This is a genomic window from Chryseobacterium culicis (assembly GCF_002979755.1).
Classification (GTDB): Bacteria; Bacteroidota; Bacteroidia; order Flavobacteriales; family Weeksellaceae; genus Chryseobacterium; species Chryseobacterium culicis_A.
Genome location: NZ_PCPP01000001.1, coordinates 837,454 through 858,055, shown reverse-complemented (window position 1 = coordinate 858,055; position 20,602 = coordinate 837,454). Strand labels below are relative to the sequence as shown.

Sequence of the window (20,602 nt, the reverse complement as noted above, 5' to 3'; positions counted from 1 at the left end):
AAGTATATTATTGGTTATGTGTCTATATTTATACCTTTGTATTGACAATTTTTTTCTTTCAATTAAGGTTGGATTGATCAAATATAATTATTCTAATCTGTAACAAATTACGGGATACCATAAGAATTATTTAAGTCGCTCTTGTCGAGTACTGCTATTTCAATTTAGCTCGTTTTTAATCTCAATTTTATGATAAGCAATCCATCGTTTTAAATTCCCCACCATTCTTTTTAAATGATCTTCATTCAGGAAAATATTGGTCCAATATTCAAATCTGTCACACTGAACACTTATATAATAGTTCATAATGGCCAGACATGCGTAAGGTAAAAACTTTTTTTCTTCATCATTAATTTTAGTTACAGTTTCGTAGCCTCTTATGAAACTGTCAGCTTTTGCCTCATATTCCTCTTCGTTAAGATGGGTTGTAAATAACTGAAATAGAAAGTAAGAAATATCAAAGCATAAATAACCGTTACCACAAAAATCAAAGTCAAAAAAGGTTACTTCTTTTTCATCGTCAATGTGCAAATTGTCAAACCAAACATCAAGATGAACTGCTCCATATCTCATATGCTGTTTGTCTGCATTTTCCATTTTTAGCGTTAAAAAATCAGAGAGATTTTCCAAAAATTCAATTTCGCTGGTATTTTTACTATAGAATTCTTTTGTTCTTAGAACAGGATTTTTGAGTAGGTTTTGAGTATTGTAGGACATTCTCATCAGTTCGACATTTTCTGTTGATTGATGAATTTTAGCTAATGCTTGTCCAATCAGAAAACTTGTTTCGGATGAAAATTTTGCTGTCTTTATACCTTTAGCATATGAAAATAAAACACCAAATCTTGTCCCTTCCGGAGCTTCAATTTCCTGGATAAATTGGTTTGATTGATCAGCTATAGGAAAAGCAATTTGTCGGTTTGCTTCTTTGAGATGATTGAGAAGTCTTAATTCTTCTTCAATTTCTAATAGAGTTCGCCAATGATGCGTGTACACTCTAAAAACGTATTTGTTTTTACTATCATGAACGATGTATAAATGGTTCATAGCGAGCCGAAATATATTGCATTTTGTTTTGTCGGTTAGCCCATATTTTTCTTGAATAAGTTGACCAAGTTTATGAGGTGAAAGTGTACTGTTTATTGTCGGAAATTTCTCTGTCATTTAATTCTTGTTCGTTTCTGGTTATAGAGTGATGCAATTTCGGTAACATTTTTCGATTTCACTCATAAAAAGCTCCAAAATCCGTAGATTTAATGCTTGATTATTTTAGTGAAAACAGTATCATCTTTTAAGAAATAGTTCCCTAATGGATATTCAGTAAGATCCATCATGCTTTTCCCTTTTCTGAACATCATATTTTTAATGAGATTTCCATTGATATTTTTAATTAATTTTTGTGTAAATAAATTGGGTAGAAATCACAAAAAATGAGTTGTGTACTAAAACTGATTTTGAATAGATAACATAAAAAATCTGCAGCTATGAATTAATAATAACTGCAGAAATATAATTGATTTATATAGTGATTTTCATACCGACTGAAATATTAATTCCGGGCAGCGGACTTAGAAATTTTAACTGAGAATTCTGAAGTCGAGCCTCGGTGTTCAGAAGATTATTTCCAATAATATAATATTCCAGTTCACCAAAGCCTAAGCTGTTGTCTTTATAGGCTAAACGGGCATTTAGCAACGAAAATGCAGGCATAGGAAGCTCCGGATTAATATTTTTTCCTAAATATTTTTGTTGTAAATAATGATCTAAACTTAGATTCAGGCTAAAGTTCTGCAGAGTGCCTTCCAGATTGAATCCAAAACGGCTGGTAGGCATATTAGGCATATAATCACCATCACTCCATTTTCTTATGGAACTGTCGGCAACGCTTATATTCCTTACCAAGTCATAATATCCGCCTATCTCCCACTTTCCTAATTTTCCAAGATCGGCTTTATAGGCGGCTTCAGCTTCAATTCCGTTGATTTCTGTATCATCGGAGCGCCATTCTTTTACCAGAAAAACTTCTCTCGAAATTCCGGTATGGGCAAGGTAAATATAATTCTTATAAGAAGTATTGTACCAACTGGCAGATATTCGAAGGTTCTTCAGGTTAACTCCAGTTCCGATTTCAATGGTGTTTGCCGTTTCCTTATCCAGCTTGTCATCACCATTTTCCTCTGTCAGAATAGCAAAATGATTGTTTCCTGAATAAAGCTCATTCACTTCCGGTGCTCTTTCCGAGTGATTGTATTGTACTTTCAGATATCCTTTTTTAAAGATATTCCATTGAGCAGAACTGTGGAATTGATGAAGGGTAAAGTCTCTGTCGCTGAGTTTTCCCCCGGAAAGTCCGCGGCTTCTGACATATTTTTGATCTGCTTCCGCCCTGCGTTGTACATGATCATTTCTATATCCAAGATCTATCTGAATACTATTAAAATCAAGATGCTGCATGGTAAAAACTCCAATTTCACGGCTTATATTATTGGGTAAATATCTCTGCCCGCCATTTCCTTCCATTTCTCTGTATTGAATGTCAAGGCCAGTGGTTCCCGTAAGAAATTTTAATTTCTGCTGCGTAATTTCCATACGTCCGTTGTGTTGATTTACAGCAAACTGATTGGCGCGGTAACGATCAAGAAGTTCTGCATTTTTTGAGAATACTCCCATATAATTCAGTTTTATGCTTGAAATCGGAGAATTTGTAAATCGGTAACCAGATTCAAACATGGCTTTATGTGATAAACTTCTGATGTTGATCGGAAGATATTCTATTTTTTGCGATGGTTTTCCATGAGTATGTTTGGGTATTTTAGGGATTGCATATCCCGGAACTCCAAAATAAGAGTAAGAATTCTGATAGGCTCCTCCTGCATAAAACGATTTTCCTATATAACTGGTTCCTACATAGAATGAATTGCTTTCTGAATGACTATTGGGAATGATTCCGTCTTTTGTTTCCACATAATCCCTGATTCCGTTTACTTCACTTCTGTAACGGTCTTTCACAGCATCCTGACCAGGAACATAAAGATCATTCTTTGGATTGGGATAATGTTTGCCGTCAGCAGGATTATAATACGTGGAATTGAAGGTGTAAAGATCATCTTCCGACAGTTCATATTCTATCATATGATCTTTGGCAAACTGGCTGATGTAAGGGAAAAGACTTTTGTTGAGTACCCGTCTTGAATCCACATCTATCTGGCAAAGTGACTGTAAAATACTGTTGAAACCTACCAGATTGGGATCATAACATCTGCTGTCTTTTGATTTTCCCGGAATTCTGACCATTTCCTGCTTCTGATTGGATGCTCCTACCGTCCAAACCCAGTTTTTAGCAATAGTACCTTTAGCTGAAAAGGCCTGTTTCTGACCACTATTGCTTCCTCCTTCCAAAAGCCCGCGAAAATTTATCTTTTTATCCGGCAATTGTGTGGCAATATAATCTGTTTCAATATCTATTGCGCCCCCAATAGCTTTTCCTCCATATAAAACCGATGCAGAGTTTTTGTAAATCGTAATATTCTGAACATTGTTCATCTCTATATCCGTATTAAAATCAGGACTTATTCCGGAAAGATCATTAACTGCCGTTCCGTTTTCCAATATTTTTACACGGTTTCCGCTAAGGCTTCTGATAACGGGAGCTCCGGAGTTGGGCCCATATCCCGAATTTTGAATTCCGGGAATTTTACTCAATGTTTCTCCCAGTGTGTTAGACTGAATAAAATCCAGTTTTTTTCTTGAAATATTTGCAGAGTTATAATTTGTTTTTCCCTGTACCCTGACAGATTCTATATCCTTTACCACTTTTTTATCAGGAGTAATTTTCTGAGATTTCAGAATAGATGGTGAATACATAAGTGTGCTTCCCACCAAAAAATAGACGGTCCTTTTCATGTGCATATACTTTAATGATCCGGCAAAGCTAGAAAATTAAAATATTTAATGCAACATTGTTGCTTTATTGAAATTATTAAATTTTTTCTTATAAAGCGAATAGGTTAAATGGATTGTATTGTAGCGTTTTCCTTGAATTATTTTTTCAGAGACCTAAAAAAACCGCTCTTTTTCAGAGCGGTATAATCTTTTTAATTCAATGCTTTTTGACTAGCAAGTTGAACCACACTCAAGTAATTTGATGTGGATAACACCGTTTACTACACATTGTGTTTGGCATAACGCGTTCGTTACAACAGTGCTTACACCGCCAACTACTCCACCTACTGTAGATCCTACGCCAGTAACTACGCCACCAACGATAGTACCTACACCGCCTACTACTCCACCAACTACACCTCCTAGTCCACCTAGAAGTCCGCCGATTGGATCTAGTAATCCGTTACCTGAAATAGCTTTTAATTCGTTTCTGTCCAATTTTTTTAAGTTTTTCATAACTATAATTTTATATGATTATTACATCACGAATATATGAATAATAATAATACCATTGCAAATTATTTTCAATAAATTAATTATATGTTTTTATTATTTAATATTTCATTAATATAAGTGTATTTTAATGAAAATAATATTTTCACTTATATGTGATTGATTTACTAAATGTTAAAACTAATAACTCAATTTATGAAATTTAGAGTTATTGGTTTTGTATTAAATACTGATTATTTATGGTTATTATTCAATGGTTATAAGGGCTTTTAACTGAGCTTAAAAAACGCTTACTGCAGTGGCGAATGTTGAGTATTTTACGGTTGAGACTACCCTATTTCAGGAAAAATGGACAGAAGTTGAATAAAATTCTGTAGAATGTATGGGAAAACCTGTTTCATTCGTTGATAAAAGAGGTCAAATTTTGTATTTTTGCTGACATACTTTTATCAATGTCAGTTTTTTCAAATAATATACGCTTTTTAAGAGCCAGAAGAAAGCTCTCTCAACAAAATGTAGCCGACGAATTGTTGATTTCAAGAGTTCGGTATTCAAAATATGAAAACGGAATATCCGAACCTCCTATCGAGCTGCTGGTAAAAATTTCCAAATATTTTCATGTAAGTATTGACCTTATGCTTTCTGTAGATATTGAGAAGCATCCTATGGATGAGATGCTGAAACTTCCTGATAACAGAATCGTTCTTCCGGTTGCAGTAGATACGCATGGAAATGATACGATAGAAATTATTCCGCAGAAAGCCTCAATGGGATATCTGGAAGGCTATAGCGATATAGAATACATTGAAAGTCTTCAGCGTATTGCTCTTCCTTTCCTTACCAATGGAAAATACAGGGCTTTTCCTGCGGATGGTGATTCTATGCCTCCGTTCAGAAACGGATCTTATATTGTAGGAAAATATGTAGAAGGAATTAATGAGCTTAAGGAAGGTAAAACCTATGTTTTTGTTACCTTAAATGACGGAATTACCTACAAAAGATTTAAAGAAAGAAAAGAAACGGCAATCAGTGTAAGTGCTGATAATTCATTTTATGAACCTTACGATATTCCTTTTGAAGAAGTGGTGGAAATCTGGCAGTATGCTTCAGGGATTTTTCCGGAAGATTTTGAACCGGGTGATTATGAAAGCTACAATTTTAAAGAGATGTTCCGTGAGCTGAGACAGGATATCAGGGATCTGGATAAAAAAGTTTCAGGCCGTCGCCGTAAGCAATCTTAATCTGTAAAATACTTATTATATATATACTCCTGATTTTTCGCGGGAGTATATTTTATATGAACTTCTGTCATTACAGATGATCCGATAGTTCAATCCAAACAGGAGCATGATCACTGCTTTTTTCCCAGCCCCGTACATGGCTGTCTACTCCACCCGATAACAGTCTGGGTTGTAGATAAGGACTTAATAAAATATGATCAAGTCTCATTCCTGCATTACGGTCGTAAGCTTTATATAAATAATCCCAGAAGGTATAAATTTTCTCATCAGGATAAAGACTTCGTATAGAATCAAGCCAGCCTTTTTTCTGAAGGTCCTTAAATGCTTTTCTTACTTCTGTTCTGTATAGCGCATCATTTTCCCAACGTTCAGGTTTATAAACATCCATAGGTTCCGGTATAATATTGAAATCACCGATCAGTATGGCGGGAAGTTCCATTTTGATGAGCTGGTTGGTTCGTCTTTTAAAACGCTTAATCCAGGATAATTTATAATCAAATTTGGGCCCGGGATAAGGATTTCCATTGGGAAGATACAGGCAGCAGATTACCATTTGATCAATAATAGCTTCTATATAACGGCTCTGAACATCGTCTGTATCACCTGGTAAAGATCTTTGTACTTCAGTTATTTCTCTGTTTTTTGCCAGTATGGCTACTCCGTTCCAGCTTTTTTGTCCGTTCCATATGGCCTGATATCCTGCGTTATTAATATCCTGTAATGGAAAGCGTTCCTGTGGGGCTTTTAATTCCTGAAGGCAGACAATATCCGGTGACGTTTCTTTCAGCCATTTCAGTAAAACAGGAAGACGGCCATTGATTCCGTTCACATTATAGGTTGCTATTTTCATGATGTAGGTTTTTTAGAAAATCAATTCTTTTTAATTACGACAATAATTATTCCATCATAAATATCTACTATTTGATATTTTATGGAATAATAATCTCAAAAAAATAAGTTTTAATGAATAATCTCTGGTTTGAGAAATAAAAGTTCAATATATTTGTGATACCAGATGTAGCTCATTAATAATAAACTTCGATGAAAAGATATCCGACCTTTTTATTAGCAATACTTTTTCCAATTACCCTATACAGCCAGCAGAATCTTACTGCTGATGAATTGTTTGTTAAAGCCCGTACTACTGCTTTTGAACAGAAAGATTATACTACATCTATAGCACTCGCCAAAGAAGCATTGGAAAAAGCACCCAATTATACAGATATTTCAGTTTTTCTGGGAAGGCTATATACCTGGAACAAAGATCTGGCTGCAGCAAGAGCTGTGTTTGAAGATCTTGGAAAAAGAGAGGTTCAGGATGAAGATTATTTTCTGGCCTATGCGTCATTGGAATACTGGAATGATCAGAATACAAAGGCTATTGAAATTATAGATAAAGGACTTTCCTACCATTCTAAATCTGAAGCATTACTGTTGTTGAAGGCAAAAGTATATTTTGGTATGGATAATTATGAGGAAGCCGACAAAGCTGTAAAAACTCTTTTATCCATCAATCCTAAAAATACTGAGGCAAGGGCTCTTGCGGTAAGAATAAATGATCTTTCTTCTAAAAATGCGATAGGAATTGTTTATAATTATTCTCATTTTGACAAACAGTTTGATGACGACTGGCATATCGTGGGCGTAAGCTATAAAAGAATCACACCGATTGGTTCTGTGATCCTTCGGGGTAATTATGCCAATAAGTTTGCACAGGGCGGCACACAGATTGAGTTGGAAGCCTATCCAAGACTTTCCAAAATGTTCTATCTGTACGTTGGCGGAGGATATTCTGACGATGTTGGTCTGTTTCCGAAATACCGCACCGGCGTTTCTTTAAATGCGAATCTTCCTCATAGTTTTGAGGCAGAGCTGGGCTACCGTCAGCTTTATTTCAGCAACAGTATCTGGATGTTTACTGCTGCTGTAGGTAAATATTATAAAAATTTCTGGTTCAATCTGCGTACTTACATTACGCCTGACAGCAAGAATATTTCACATTCTTATACAGGAACGGTACGATATTATACAAAAGGAGCCCAGGACTATTTTGCTTTTCAGATCGGAACAGGTATAAGCCCTGAAGAGTACCGTAATAACCTTCTGGAAAACGAAACTTTTAAGCTTAAAACCTTTAAAGTAGGAGCTGAATATAATTTTTCTTACCGCTCTGTCAATCTTTTTTCTGTGGGAACGATGTATTATAATCAGGAATTCCGTCCGGGTGAGAAAGGAAATCAGTTTGATCTTACTTTAGGCTACACCCGAAAGTTTTAAAATCTTGATTTCGTTTTTTTCTTAAAATTGACCATTACCGAATCCGGCATTAGCTTTTTCGTAGAATAAAACTTGGCATTCATACTTTTGTATTGATTGAATCTGCCATTGATTTTATTCATGGCTGCCGCATCATTGTCCGCGCCCTCCTCCATATTTTTCAGTGTGAAAAGTTGTCCGTCATGGATGTAATACTTTTCAGATACAAAGTCAATCAGTTGGTTTTTACTCTGCATCATAGGAATTCCGGTTTTGCTTATCTCAGAATCTGCAGAAAAGCCTCTTCCTACCCATGTTACTGTAGAAGGAGTACTAATTTTATAATTATTTCTGTAGTATGCTAAAATAGAAGGTGCAATATCAAAATGACTGACTGTTTTGTGAAAACGTTTTGATTCTTTTAATAAGGGAGAATAGATCAATAAGGGTACGTGGAACCTGTCAATTTTGGCTTGTAATGTAATTTCAGGCATACTGTGATCTCCCGTGATGACAAAAATTGTGTTTTTGAAATCCGGTCGTTTGCTGTAGTTTTCAAAGAAACCTTTCATGGCATCATCTGCATTCAATACTGAAATGAGCTGATCTTTGTGAGCGGCTGCCCATTTTTTCTGTTCAGCAGTTAAAATCCCTGAATTAAGCCTTTGATTGTATAGCTTTTCATAATAATTTTTATTGTTGATTAAAAAAGGATTATGTGTTGAAAGCGTAAGGATCATATTGAAATACGGCTGATTCTGTGGTTTCTGTTGCTGCTGTACTTTATCTAAGACAGCCTGATCCTCATATCCCCAGCTTTCTCCGTTGTTGGCGGGAAGTTTACGGTAAGGGCTGCTGAATGAAGCTTCATCTACGATATGATCTACTCCACTGTATTCCAGAAATTCACGGTAGCGGTCAAAGGATGCGTGACCTCCATAATAAAATCCAGTTTCAAATCCGTTGGCTTTAAGGATGTTATAAAGATTGAAATTCTCTGGTGTTTTCTCTATTTCAAGGAAGCCGTTCTTTCCGAAAGGAAGTGACCCTGTCAGTGATGGCAATGCTCCAAATGTTCTTCCTGCTGAGCTTAAGCTGTTTTCCCAGAATAATCCTTTACCTGATAAAGAATCAAGATAAGGGGTGAAATTCCCGATATATCCTTTTGGAGAGGTATAAGCATGTCCAAAACCTTCCATAACAAGGAAAACGAGATTAGGAATCTTCTCAGACTTGTTAAGATAAGACCCTAAGAAATCCTGTGTATTTTCTTTTCTCCAGAACGGAAAGTTTTTATCAATCATTTCTGCGTTGGCTGCAAAATCTTCATTTTCGCTCAGTAATTCAGTCAGTTCCGGATGATCGCTGATGAAATTATCTTCATTGGATTTAAAGAAATAGGCCCATTTACTTTTTGCTGCATTTTGGTTAAATTCACTCTCAGAACCTAAGATCTTAGATCCTGCTATATCAGATGGAATGAAAAATGCCGCCAGCCCAAAGATTAATAATACCAATCCGGGATAGATTGATTTTAAAGCTGTTTTACCTGCAATCCATAAAGGAATGAGAGAAGCGGTTATTAAAATTCCCAGTAATGCAAAGTTTTTGAAGTTGAGCATTCCGCTTGCCTGTAGAATCTGTTTCATCTCTTCTTTGCTGTAGTATAAAAGATCTGCCCCCAATACATTACGGCTTTCAGAAAAATACAGGAACAAGATATATTGGGTAACCGCTACAATAAGCAACGTTATCATTCCCAAAGTCCTTGCCCAGCCTTCTTTGATAAAATTGATGATCAGATACACGATCCCAATACAGAATATCAGTTTAAACGCAAATAAAATATTTTCTACGAAAAGATTACCAATAATGGCAGATGTTTCAAATTTTGGAAAAGTATATTGGTACCACAATGATTCTGCGGCAACTCCTATTAAAAATAAAGCAAAGAAAACCAGCGCCAGCATTCCCCATTTTTTCAGTCCTGCCTGAAGAATAGCATATATTCTTTCTTTTAGAGGTAAGTGCTGTGTACTCTGATTGAAACCCTGTCTCGTCATTTCGCCCCAGCCATGGGATTTTTTGAAATAATCTATAAATCCGTTTACCCCTGCTTTTACTACAATAGGATGGAAATAAAAAGGTTCGGAAAAAGCGGTGAAAATCAATCTAAGGAAATCTTTTCTTTTGGTATAGACCTGATGGCTTACGAGATCCACTAGTATCGCATAGATGGAATATAAGAATCCCATTGATATAACGAGAGCAAACAGAACGATAAAGAAAGGCCAGTTGATAATTCCAAGCAATAAAAAGATAATGAAGATAATGTAGCCCGAAAATTCGATGAGTGGCCCCAGAAATTCAAAGAAGAACCAATAAGGAAGACTGATCATTCCCAGTTTTTTATACTTCGGATTGAACATGAGTTTTCTGTGTTTCCACAAGGTTTCCATGGTTCCGCGCATCCATCTGTTTCTTTGTTTTCTAAGAATATCTTTGGATTCGGGAACTTCTGTCCAGCATAGAGGATCCGGAATGGTAAGCACTTCGTAAGGCTCATTCTTTTCCTCCATGTATTTTCTCATTCTTACCACCAGCTCCATGTCCTCTCCTACGTTATTTTTATCATAACCTCCGCATGCCAGTACAATTTTTCTGTCAAATACTCCAAAAGCACCAGAGATCAGGATTAACCCTGAGGCGCGGGACCATGCCATACGTCCGAGTACAAAAGCCCGTATATATTCCAATGCCTGAGTTCTTCCCAGAAGAGTTTTCGGCATGTTGACACTGACTACTTTTCCGTTTTCAATGACACAATTGTTGGCCAGACGAATCACTCCACCGCATGCAATGAACTTTTTATCAGTCTGCTCCAGCATGGGTTTTGCAAGTTTTAAAATAGAATCCTGCTCCAGAATACAGTCAACATCAATGCAGACCAGATATTCGCCGGAAGAAATATTCACTCCAACATTTAAAGCATCTGCTTTTCCTCCGTTTTCTTTATCAACAACAATCAGTTTTTTAAAGGCCGGATTTTTACTTTTATAAACGCCTCTTACCGCATTAGTTTCTATTTTTCCCTGAATGAAATAAGCCATGGATTCCAGTTCATAAGCTTCGATGAGCTTTTGCATTGAATCGTCCTTACTTCCATCATTGACAATAATGATTTCCAGATTATGATAGTAAAGAGATAACAGGGAACGTACATTTTCCACAATGGTCATTCCTTCATTATAGGCCGGAGCAATAACACTGAATACAGGGGCATTGGGGTTGGCTGCAATAATGCTGTAATCTGTAAATGTATTTTCTTTTTTATAACGCAATACGGCACCCAGCGCATAAATTCCTATCCAGCCATAGATAAGGGTTACTGCTGTTCCATAAATCAGAAACACCCAAATAACAACTTCATAGATGATGTGTGAGAATTCTAACATACTTTTTCCTGTAATGCGTATTTAATGATTTGAATTAATTCTTCAGAAGAGTTTTCCTTTTGGGAGAGTTCTGTCAGGTATTCCTGTTTTTCCAAAGCACATAAAGCTTCTGCAGCATGCACTTTTATTCCAGAATCAGGAGTGTTCAATAATTGATCTTTCAGAAAATCTGTACAGCACTGGTCTTTTGACTTTTTCATGACTTTAAGGATTTCTTTCTGTACTTCAATCGGCTGATGCAGATACACTTCCATAAGATCACTAATGGTAGATGAATTTTCCAGTGATAATAAAGTCTGAACTGCCTGTACCCGTATATCAACAGAAGGATGATCCAATAAATCAGTTACGGTAGAATAGAGAGATAATACCTGAAATTTTCTTAATAGTTTAAGGGTGAAAATAACTACGGAGTCATTAGAACTTTCCATCCAGATTTTAATACTTTCTCCGGAATTTTCAGGAATATTGGTAATTGAAATCAACAAACGAAGCTGTTGCCATTCTGATATTTTTGATGAAATGCTGTTCAGGAAATGAAGACCTTCAAATCCCTTAAAATTCACCATTGCATATTGTGCTTCCTGGTATACCTGAGCTGAAGGATGGGTTAAAAATGTAGAAATTTTAGGTAAGGCTTCTTCTACTTGCATAGCCGTAAGCTCCTGTATTCCTCCTGCAATGATATGTTCTTTCTTTTGAGTCAGTTTTTTCAATGCTTCTTCCTGAAGGCTGTATTCCTGAAATAAGTCTTTAAGTTTATTCTGTGCTGCTCCGGAAAATTTCTTCTCGGATTCTGCCAGTTTCTGAAGGAATAAATTTCTGAATGAGGCACTGCCGGAAGCTGCTGAAAAGTTACTGTTTACAGGTATTTCCTCTTCACCATATACAATCACTTCTGAGATTTTTTTATTGATCACTTCAGACCATCTGAAAGCCTGAAGAGATTCTCTGTACTGATAAAAGCTGTAGATCAGTACCGCTATGATCAGTAAAAGTACTAAAGATAGCATTCCCAGAAAAACAAGAAAGAGAAAATGCACAGAAGTGGTGAGAAACATGGCTGTAGTTTATTTTGAAGAAAATCTTTTTATTCTTAATATCAATTCATTGGGACTGAATGGTTTTATGATGAAATCGGCTGCTCCCAGATCAAAAGCATTCAGTACCACTTCTTCCTGCCCCATACTGGAAAGCATAATCACCGGGATCTGCTTACCCATGGTTTTAATGGCTGAAAGTATTTCAATTCCGGATGCAAATGGCATCATGATATCTGTGATAGCCAGATCTACATCTTTGGTTTTCAAGGTTTCAATAGCATCTTTCCCGTTACGGGTCAGGATCACTTCATGCCCCTCTTTTAATAATTTATGTTCAATCGTTTTTAGAATCAGTTCGTCGTCTTCGGCGATTAGAATCAGCATAATTTTAGTTTTTTATTGTATTAAATTTTTTATTAATTGTAATCCTGTTGTTATTTCCTGGATCATTTCTTTTTCCATGGAAGGAAAATCCATGTTGGGTTCTGTTTTGCTTTCCCAGTGGACGGTACGTTCTGTAAGTCTTACCAACCCTGCTGTTCCTGCTGTTCCTTTGAGCTTGTGAAGAATCAATTTCAGATTGGTACTGTCTTTTTCTGCTGTGCTTTTTTTGATATTTTCTTCAGCCTGGGTAAGTTGATCTACTACAAGGTTCAGGAATATTTTTCTGAAATCCTCGTCGTCATCACCTATTTGTTCGTTCAGAACATTGATATCAAGATAATTTGGCTTACTGGCCGAATCTTCAGATGGGATATTGATAGGGTTTTCATTAATGATGTACTTTTTTAGCATTTCCAGCAAATCTGCCTGTCTTAAAGGTTTAGGAAGGAAGTCATTCATTCCGGAATCCAGACATTTTTCTTTCTCACCCAATACATTTCCTGCGGTTACCCCAATAATCGGAATATTATGATAATCAGGCAATAATCGGATTTGTTTTGTGGCTTCAATACCATCCATTACCGGCATCTGAACATCCATTAAAATAATATTGAATGTTTTTCCTTTACACAGCTGAAATGCCTGAAGGCCGTCTGTAGCTTCTGTAAGCTGTGCATCCGGGATTAATGAACGCATCATTTTATTATTCAGCACCATATTCACCGGGTTGTCATCTACCAATAAAACCTCCGGCGACTGCATGAGTATTGAGGTTTCTGTTTCCGGCTGTGAACTGTGGGTGATCTCTTTTTCAGTATTTTTTACCGCCCGTCTCAAGGTTTTGTAAAGCTCTTCAGATTTGATAGGCTTCAGCAGGAAGTATGAATTGTTTTCCTGACGGAAAGAATTAATGACATCATGTTCTTCAGAAGACGTGTGAAGGATAATCAGAGGAGAAGATTCATTTTGTGTATTAAACAGTTCCTTGATTTTTTCTATGGTTTCCAGTCCGGAAATAATCGGCATGTGATAATCCATCAGAATGACATCAAAACGTTCTCCAGCAAGTAGTATCTGAAGTGCTTCCATTCCATTGGCCGCAAGTTTTGAATCCACATTTTTATAGGCAAGCATATGCTGGATAATAATCCTGTTGGCTTCATTATCATCTACAATAAGTACCTTGCTTATTTTCAGGTCATCATCCTCACGGTGATCAGACATTTCATAAGGAACTTCGAGGTCAAAATAGAAAACGGAACCTTTCTGAAGTTCGCTTACCAATGACAGCTTGCTTCCCATGTAATTCAGGATATTATTGGAAATGGTCAATCCAAGACCTGTTCCTCCATACTGTTTGCTGATAGAGCTGTTTTCCTGGGTAAAGGCATTGAAAATATGCTGTTGTTTTTCCTTAGGAATCCCAATTCCGGTATCTCTTACGGAAAATCTGAGTTTGATATTTTTGCTGTCCAGATTCAGCTTTTCTACTTTAAGTTCTATTTCCCCCTGTGTTGTAAATTTTACTGCATTTCCAAGGAGGTTGATCAAAATTTGTTTCAGTCTTGATTCATCAAGCCAAATCGTTTCAGGAAGTCCCTGTTCTATATTTAACAGTAATTCTATATTCTTTTTCTGCGACTGGTAAAGGATAACATTGATTACCTGGCTTACCATGTCATAAATATTAGATTTCTCAATAATAAGATCCATTTTTCCGGATTCTACCTTGGAAAAATCAAGTATATCGTTGATGATATTCAATAAATTCTCTCCTGATTCATTGATATAATTGAGGTATTGGGTCTGTATATCGTTCAATGGCGTTTTTAAAAGAAGGTCGGAAAAACCAATAACCCCGTTCAGTGGAGTTCGGATTTCATGGCTCATGTTAGCTAAGAATTCAGATTTTGCTTTGCTGGCAATATCTGCCATTTTCTTGGCATTTTTCAGTTCTCTGTTGATTTTTACAGATGCTGTAATATTTTGGGCAGAAACAATAATTCCCCCGATAACATTATTGGAAAGATACCATGGCGTGACCTCTACGCTGTAATGCTGAATAATTCCTTTACCCGGAACTTCTATTGCCATGTCTTCATTTTTGTAAGCCTTTCCTGCCAGTGCGTCCTGATATATTTTTAATCTTTCATCGGGTACATTGGGAGAAATTTTAAACATATTTTCACCAATAAGCCTGATATCGTTCATCTGAAACTCATCTTTCCAGCTTCTGCTTACAGAAACATAATTAAGATCTTTGTCGAACATGGCTACTGTAGAAGGGACATATTTTACGAAAGACTGTAGCATAGCCTCTTTTTTGGCCAGTTCAAGATAAACTTTTTTGAAGGTATCAATATTCTGAATGATTCCGTAGACTCTGGTGCATACTCCATCTTCAAATTCCGGGATACCTTTTACCCTTACCCAAATCATTACCCCATCATTTTGTACAAGCTGTAATTCTTCATCGTAGGGAATGCCTTCTTTTACAGTCTTTTCGAATAAGAATTCCAGTCTTTCCCTGCTTTTTTCAGTGTAGAAACCCAGGGCATTGTCAAAATTAGGCTGAAAATCCTTATCTATTTTATGTATTTCTCTGGTAGACTGTGACCAAGTGACGGTATTGTTTTTCAGATTCACTTCCCATCCTCCTACCTGGGCAACAGCACTGGTCTGTTCCAGCATTTTTTTGGTATGCACCAGATCTTTTTCCAAACTCACTCTTTCAGTAACATTCAGTGCGGTGCTGACCACATAAGGTTTTCCTTCCTTATTGATCTCCACAAGATTGTGATACATCCAGATCATTTCTTCACCTCCTTTTGCTTTCAGAATCATGGTTCCGAAATCTTCCTGGTTTTTGTTAATCCGCTCGAGGTATTGCTCAAGAAGAGGCCAGTTTTTTTTAGGAACAAGGTCTTTTAAATTCAAGCCTTCTACTTCTTCTGCTGAATATTGCAGGATTTCTCTTCCTTTTTCGTTAACAGCAATGATATTTCCATCCATATCATGCATACTCATCAATCCAATGGCGTTTTCGAAGAAGCTTCTGAAACGGCGTTCAGAGCTTTCCAGTTTTAATTTTTCTTCGATGCGTTGGGTAATATTGATTCCGAAGCAAAAAATCTCAGTGTGATTTTTATTGAGTTTTAAATACCATTCCACAATAATGGTTTGGGCATCCTCTATTTTTGTTGAAGTGGTAAAGGTTACTTCTTCATCGGTATGGGGAAGATTTTTGGAAAGTAATTGCAGTTGGGAATTATGATGACCTATCAGATCCAGGAAATTATGATCAAGAACCTGGCTCTTATCCAATTGAAATGTATTCTCAAAAGCCGGGTTAATATCTTTCAGCGTTAAGTCTTTATCCAGTACGCAGATCAGGTTATTGGAAATGGCAAAGGTCTGTTGAAAATATTCAGCCTGGATATTTTTCTTTTTTCCAGTCAGGATTTTTGTGATGGCCTCTCCTATTTTTTTCAGGGTTGAAATCTGATCGTCTGTTATCGTTTTGGGCTTATAGTCAATAACACAGATGGTTCCTAATACAAACCCTTCCTCATCAATCAAAGGAACTCCTGCATAAAACCGGATTCCCCCTGCAAGAATAAGTGGGTTATCAGAAGATCTTTCATCCAGTAATGTATCATTAATGATGACAACATCTCCACTTGCAATAGAATACTGGCATAAGGTACTTTTCCGGTCTACAAAATCCAGGGCAAGCCCCACACAGCTCTGGATAGTTTGGGTTTCACTTTCCATCATGGCGATGAGCGCTGCGGGGCAGTCGGTCAACAGACATGCTGTTTCTGCAAAAATGTCTAACTGGGGATCTTTTTCAAGGTTTAAAAGATTAAAATACTCCAGTTTCTTCATTCTCCCTTCTTCATTCGCAGGAATTGGATACTTCTTCATATGTTATTTCAACGATTAGAGACTATTCTTTTATTATTATTAAAAAATGATAATCAATGCCTTAAAGTTTATATTTTAAACATTTTTAAGTACTTTAAATTATTATTTTAATAAGTAAACCAAAGTACGAAATAATTTTGTATTCTATTGCGGTAAATTTGTTAATAAAGCTATATGTATATTTATTTTAAACTAGTTTATAAGAATCCTATATTTATATGGAAGTAATGAGCATTATGAAAATAAAAAGTACCCTCTGTAAAATAGGGTACTTAATGGATGAACCGGGATGATATAAGTTGTTCATAATGTGTTTTCTTAAGGCCTGACGATTGATTGTTTATAAAAGTCCATTCCCGGAAAATACGGAAATGGACTCACCACTTATCATCATCCAAATCACAACTAAACTATAAAGAGTGAAGCAATAGCCTGTGCATCGCTACCACTTAAAATTTCGTCATAAGCTGCAGAACCTGCTGCAGCCCCAAATAGTGTTCCTGTGTTGTAACCGGCCTGATTGGTATTATCTTCTCCTGCATACACCGGATTGGTTGCCGATGGCATATTTCCTCCGTCAGCAAGCTCTATCCATCCTTTGTTGGCTCTCATTCTTCTTACCTGTGAGGCATGTCTGGCTTCCACGGAATGAATTTGTAATGCTGCCTGAAGTACCACTTTATTGGACATTACATTTCCGGCCTGCCCTTTATACGCCCTTACTCCGGTATCTTCAAAGGCTTGAGCAAGGATAAGAAATTGGTTATAATCTGTAAAAGGCATAAAGTTTCCGCTGGCTGTGAAATCAAAAGTAGGTTTATTCCCCGGGGTTGTCCCTAGAGAAGTCAGGGTGCTTTTCAGAAAGCTTACATGGGCGGATTCATGTTTTGAAATCTGCATAAAAACAGTTCTGTCTGCATTGGGGATCAGTCCTGGTGTTGACAGTCCTATGCTGTAATACTCATTTTCCAGATATTCCAGTACCAATGCCAGCTGTAAAGCATCTGTCAATGTGCTTTTTAAAGCAGTACCTGTTAATACTGGTTTGGGAGTCTCTGCTTTGGCTGAAGTAGCCATCAATGTGCCTAATCCAAGAGGAACAGCTGCTGTAGCGGCTTTTTTCCCGAATGAGGATATATTCGTAAGGGTTTCTAATCTTGAAGCTTCTGTGGTAAAAAATTTATCATGTGAAAGCTTATCCAGTAATCTAAGAATATTCATAATGTAAGTTTTTTAAGATGAATGATTAATTGATACCTCTTTCTTTCCAGGTAAAAGGTGTTTTGATAAATGCTCCTGCGGCCATTACAATGTCTTTGGGCTCTTTGGCAAGATCAAGACCGTTGGCATCTATCACATCATCTCCTGAAAAATCTGCAGATCCCGGATTGATTAAATTTCTGATGGCAGAAGCATGTCTGGCTTCCACTGAAACTATTTTTCCGGCAATGACAAGATAAGCAGGATTGGAAATATATTTTCCGGCACCATTATACGCTGCCACGCCTGTATCTTCTAATGCTTTTGCAGTGGCCAATACCGAATTTCTGTCATTAAAATTCACATTCGGATACTGGAATTCAAGTTTTGGAAGTACATGATCTGTAGCTCCGCTAATGGCTGCTTTGAAAAAATCCCGATGGATGACCTCATGATGGTAGAGATCAGTAAAGACCTCTTTTTCAATACTGGAAATTCCCGTATAAAAATTGTTGACCACTTTTGTATAAAAATCTGCTTCAAGCTGTTCCAGTGCATAGGCATAATTCAATACGCCTACATCTCCTGTTCCCAAATCATACTTGGATTCTTCTATAATCTGGAAGTCATCATCATCATTACATCCGATAATGGTAAGGCCTGCAATGGCTAATCCTACTCCACCTAATTTTAAAAAGTTTCTTCTGCTGGTATCAAGGGTAGCACCCTGATTAGAAACCTGAATTGTTTTTTTCATACTATTAATTTTTTAGTGTTAGATATGCAAAGAAGTAAAAACAGCATATTGGAATATGCTGTTTGAAATCTTAGAAATTGTTATGGCATTAAAACCGTATCTATTACATGAATTACTCCGTTAGATTGGTTCACATCAGCAATAGTCACTTTGGCACTGTTTCCTTTTGCATCTTTAATGTAAAGGTCTTTTCCTTTGGTCCAGAATGTAAGATCCTCTCCCTGTACAGTTTTCATCATGCTTTTTCCGTTTCCTGCTTTTACAGCAGCCCAGATTTCTTTGGCACTGTATCTTCCTGGTAGAACGTGATAAGTAAGGATGCTCGTAAGTGTTGCTTTATTCTCAGGTTTTACAAGACTTTCTACTGTTCCTTTCGGAAGTTTTGCAAAGGCAGCATCGGTAGGTGCCAATACAGTAAAAGGACCTGCTCCCTGTAATGTTTCTACTAAACCTGCAGCTTTTACTGCTGCAACAAGGGTTTTGTGATCTTTAGAGTTAACAGCATTTTCAATAATGTTTTTGGATGGATACATTGGAGCTCCTCCCACCATTACTGTTTTTTCTTTCATCGTTTGTGCAGTTACCTTTCCGCTGAAAGCAAATGATAAAGCTACCATTGCTAAAACTGTGATTTTTGACTGTGTGTTCATTGTGTTGATTTTTTTATTAATTATATTTAATATGTGTCTTTAATGTCATTTACGAGGTTGGTTTTATTTTAGATTGAAAAAAAATAAAATAAATTATAATTAATTGATTTTCAAATGGTTATTTTTTACCCGGGATGAATTCAAGACAGATAGAATTCATACAAAATCGTTTTCCTGTAGGTTTTGGACCATCATCGAAGACATGTCCAAGATGAGAATCGCATCTTCCACATAATACTTCTGTACGTTCCATATGATAAGAAGTATCTTTTCTGTATTTGACACTATTTTTACGGATAGGTTGATAAAAGGAAGGCCAGCCGCAAGTAGTGGCAAATTTGGAAGTTGAAATGAAAAGAGGGTTTCCACAGACAGCACAATAATAAGTTCCCTTTTCATCAAATTCATAATATTTACCGGTAAAAGCTGTTTCTGTAGCTCCTTCCCTTGCGACCTGATAGAGCTCAGGTTTTAAAATCTTTTTCCATTCACTATTGCTTACTTTCAGTGTATTTTCTGCAGTGTGGGAGTAATAAGGATTTTTATTTTTAAAAAGTGTACTTTGTGCATGATAGGTTCCGAAAAATAGTGCCATGCAAAAAGTGGATATTGTTTTTGAAGCTAATGTTTTCATATTTACTATTTTTTAATTATTTTCTTAAAATCATGTACGATATAAAAGTTGAGATAGATTTTTTTGGGAATATGTTTTATTTTATTACATTTGGATAGAAAAATAAATACTATTAAAACAACCTATTCTGAAGAGGAACTTATCGTTTTACTAAAAGAAAAAAACGAAAATGGTTTTCATTATCTGTATGACCACTATTCCGGTGCGCTGTACGGAATCATTCTTCGAATCGTTCAGTCTAAAGAATATACTGAAGAAATTATACAGGATGTTTTTGTTAAAATTTGGAACTCTATTCATCAATATGATGCTTCAAAAGGAAGGTTTTATACCTGGATGATCAATATTGCCAGGAATACTGCTATCGATTATTTAAAATCAAAAGCATTCCAGAACGAACTTAAAAACCAATCACTTCCGGATTTCGTATATAATACTGCAGAGCTTTCAACAACGAATAATTCTTCCGATTATATTGGATTTAATAACGTACTTGAAGGTTTGGAAACAGACAAGCAGGAGCTTATTGATCTTGCGTATTATCAGGGATATACCCAACATGAAATATCCGAAAAACTGAAGATACCGCTGGGAACGGTAAAAACGAAAATGCGGAATGCATTGATGAAATTAAAAGATTTGCTAAAAGATTATCAATAA

The 20,602-nt window shown here is 36.3% G+C and carries 15 protein-coding genes; 3 read left to right on the top strand and 12 right to left on the bottom strand.

Translation table 11 applies throughout. The features are described from left to right. Positions 1–159 precede the first annotated feature (159 nt). From CQ022_RS04005 to CQ022_RS22870, 3 genes are all read right to left on the bottom strand, one after another. The gene (locus CQ022_RS04005) at positions 160–1,164 is read right to left on the bottom strand and encodes a phosphotransferase (RefSeq protein WP_105682246.1); all 1,005 of its coding nucleotides are present in this window, start codon (positions 1,162–1,164) and stop codon (positions 160–162) included. Positions 1,165–1,518: 354 nt separating this feature from the next. After that, complete coding sequence (locus tag CQ022_RS04000) at positions 1,519–3,903, bottom strand: TonB-dependent receptor (protein WP_105682247.1); 2,385 nt, start codon at positions 3,901–3,903, stop codon at positions 1,519–1,521. Between the two features lie 210 nt (positions 3,904–4,113). Then, positions 4,114–4,398, bottom strand: a complete 285-nt coding sequence (locus CQ022_RS22870; RefSeq protein WP_002979306.1) for a bacteriocin-like protein — start codon at positions 4,396–4,398, stop codon at positions 4,114–4,116. A gap of 449 nt (positions 4,399–4,847) precedes the next feature. Here CQ022_RS22870 and CQ022_RS03990 point away from each other — a divergent pair, with 449 nt between their 5' ends. Further along, a complete protein-coding gene (locus CQ022_RS03990) occupies positions 4,848–5,636 on the top strand; it encodes an XRE family transcriptional regulator (RefSeq protein WP_105682249.1) in 789 nt (262 codons plus the stop codon). 70 nt (positions 5,637–5,706) lie between these two features. Here the strand turns inward: CQ022_RS03990 and xth are convergent, their stop codons facing one another. Further along, entirely contained in the window at positions 5,707–6,486 is a 780-nt protein-coding gene (xth, locus tag CQ022_RS03985; RefSeq protein WP_105682250.1) for an exodeoxyribonuclease III, read from the bottom strand. Between the two features lie 191 nt (positions 6,487–6,677). On the opposite strand from xth, the gene CQ022_RS03980 reads away from it, so the two are divergent. Beyond that, positions 6,678–7,913 (top strand): YaiO family outer membrane beta-barrel protein, encoded by a 1,236-nt coding sequence (locus CQ022_RS03980; protein ID WP_105682251.1) that lies wholly within the window; start codon positions 6,678–6,680, stop codon positions 7,911–7,913. Here the strand turns inward: CQ022_RS03980 and CQ022_RS23295 are convergent. From CQ022_RS23295 to msrB, 8 genes are all read right to left on the bottom strand, one after another. Next, on the bottom strand, positions 7,910–11,347 hold the full coding sequence (locus tag CQ022_RS23295; RefSeq protein ID WP_105682252.1) for a sulfatase-like hydrolase/transferase: 3,438 nt from the start codon (positions 11,345–11,347) through the stop codon (positions 7,910–7,912). The two genes, CQ022_RS03980 and CQ022_RS23295, sit on opposite strands and share 4 nt — an antisense overlap. After that, positions 11,341–12,408: a HEAT repeat domain-containing protein gene (locus CQ022_RS03970; RefSeq protein WP_105682253.1), complete on the bottom strand. Its 1,068-nt coding sequence runs from the start codon at positions 12,406–12,408 to the stop codon at positions 11,341–11,343. Before CQ022_RS03970 ends, CQ022_RS23295 begins: the two co-directional genes overlap by 7 nt. 9 nt (positions 12,409–12,417) lie before the next feature. Further along, positions 12,418–12,774, bottom strand: a complete 357-nt coding sequence (locus CQ022_RS03965) for a response regulator transcription factor (RefSeq protein ID WP_105682254.1) — start codon at positions 12,772–12,774, stop codon at positions 12,418–12,420. Between the two features lie 12 nt (positions 12,775–12,786). Beyond that, positions 12,787–16,701, bottom strand: coding sequence for a response regulator (locus CQ022_RS03960; RefSeq protein WP_105682255.1), 3,915 nt, complete (start codon positions 16,699–16,701; stop codon positions 12,787–12,789). A 405-nt stretch (positions 16,702–17,106) separates the two neighbouring features. After that, positions 17,107–17,922: a ferritin-like domain-containing protein gene (locus tag CQ022_RS03955; protein ID WP_105682256.1), complete on the bottom strand. Its 816-nt coding sequence runs from the start codon at positions 17,920–17,922 to the stop codon at positions 17,107–17,109. Positions 17,923–17,947: 25 nt separating this feature from the next. Further along, positions 17,948–18,658, bottom strand: a complete 711-nt coding sequence (locus CQ022_RS03950) for a ferritin-like domain-containing protein (RefSeq protein WP_105682257.1) — start codon at positions 18,656–18,658, stop codon at positions 17,948–17,950. An 80-nt stretch (positions 18,659–18,738) separates the two neighbouring features. Next, positions 18,739–19,308: a fasciclin domain-containing protein gene (locus CQ022_RS03945; protein WP_105682258.1), complete on the bottom strand. Its 570-nt coding sequence runs from the start codon at positions 19,306–19,308 to the stop codon at positions 18,739–18,741. Between the two features lie 118 nt (positions 19,309–19,426). Further along, complete coding sequence (gene msrB / locus CQ022_RS03940; protein ID WP_228421697.1) at positions 19,427–19,903, bottom strand: peptide-methionine (R)-S-oxide reductase MsrB; 477 nt, start codon at positions 19,901–19,903, stop codon at positions 19,427–19,429. A gap of 129 nt (positions 19,904–20,032) precedes the next feature. On the opposite strand from msrB, the gene CQ022_RS03935 reads away from it, so the two are divergent. Next, the gene (locus CQ022_RS03935; protein WP_228421627.1) at positions 20,033–20,602 is read left to right on the top strand and encodes an RNA polymerase sigma factor; all 570 of its coding nucleotides are present in this window, start codon (positions 20,033–20,035) and stop codon (positions 20,600–20,602) included.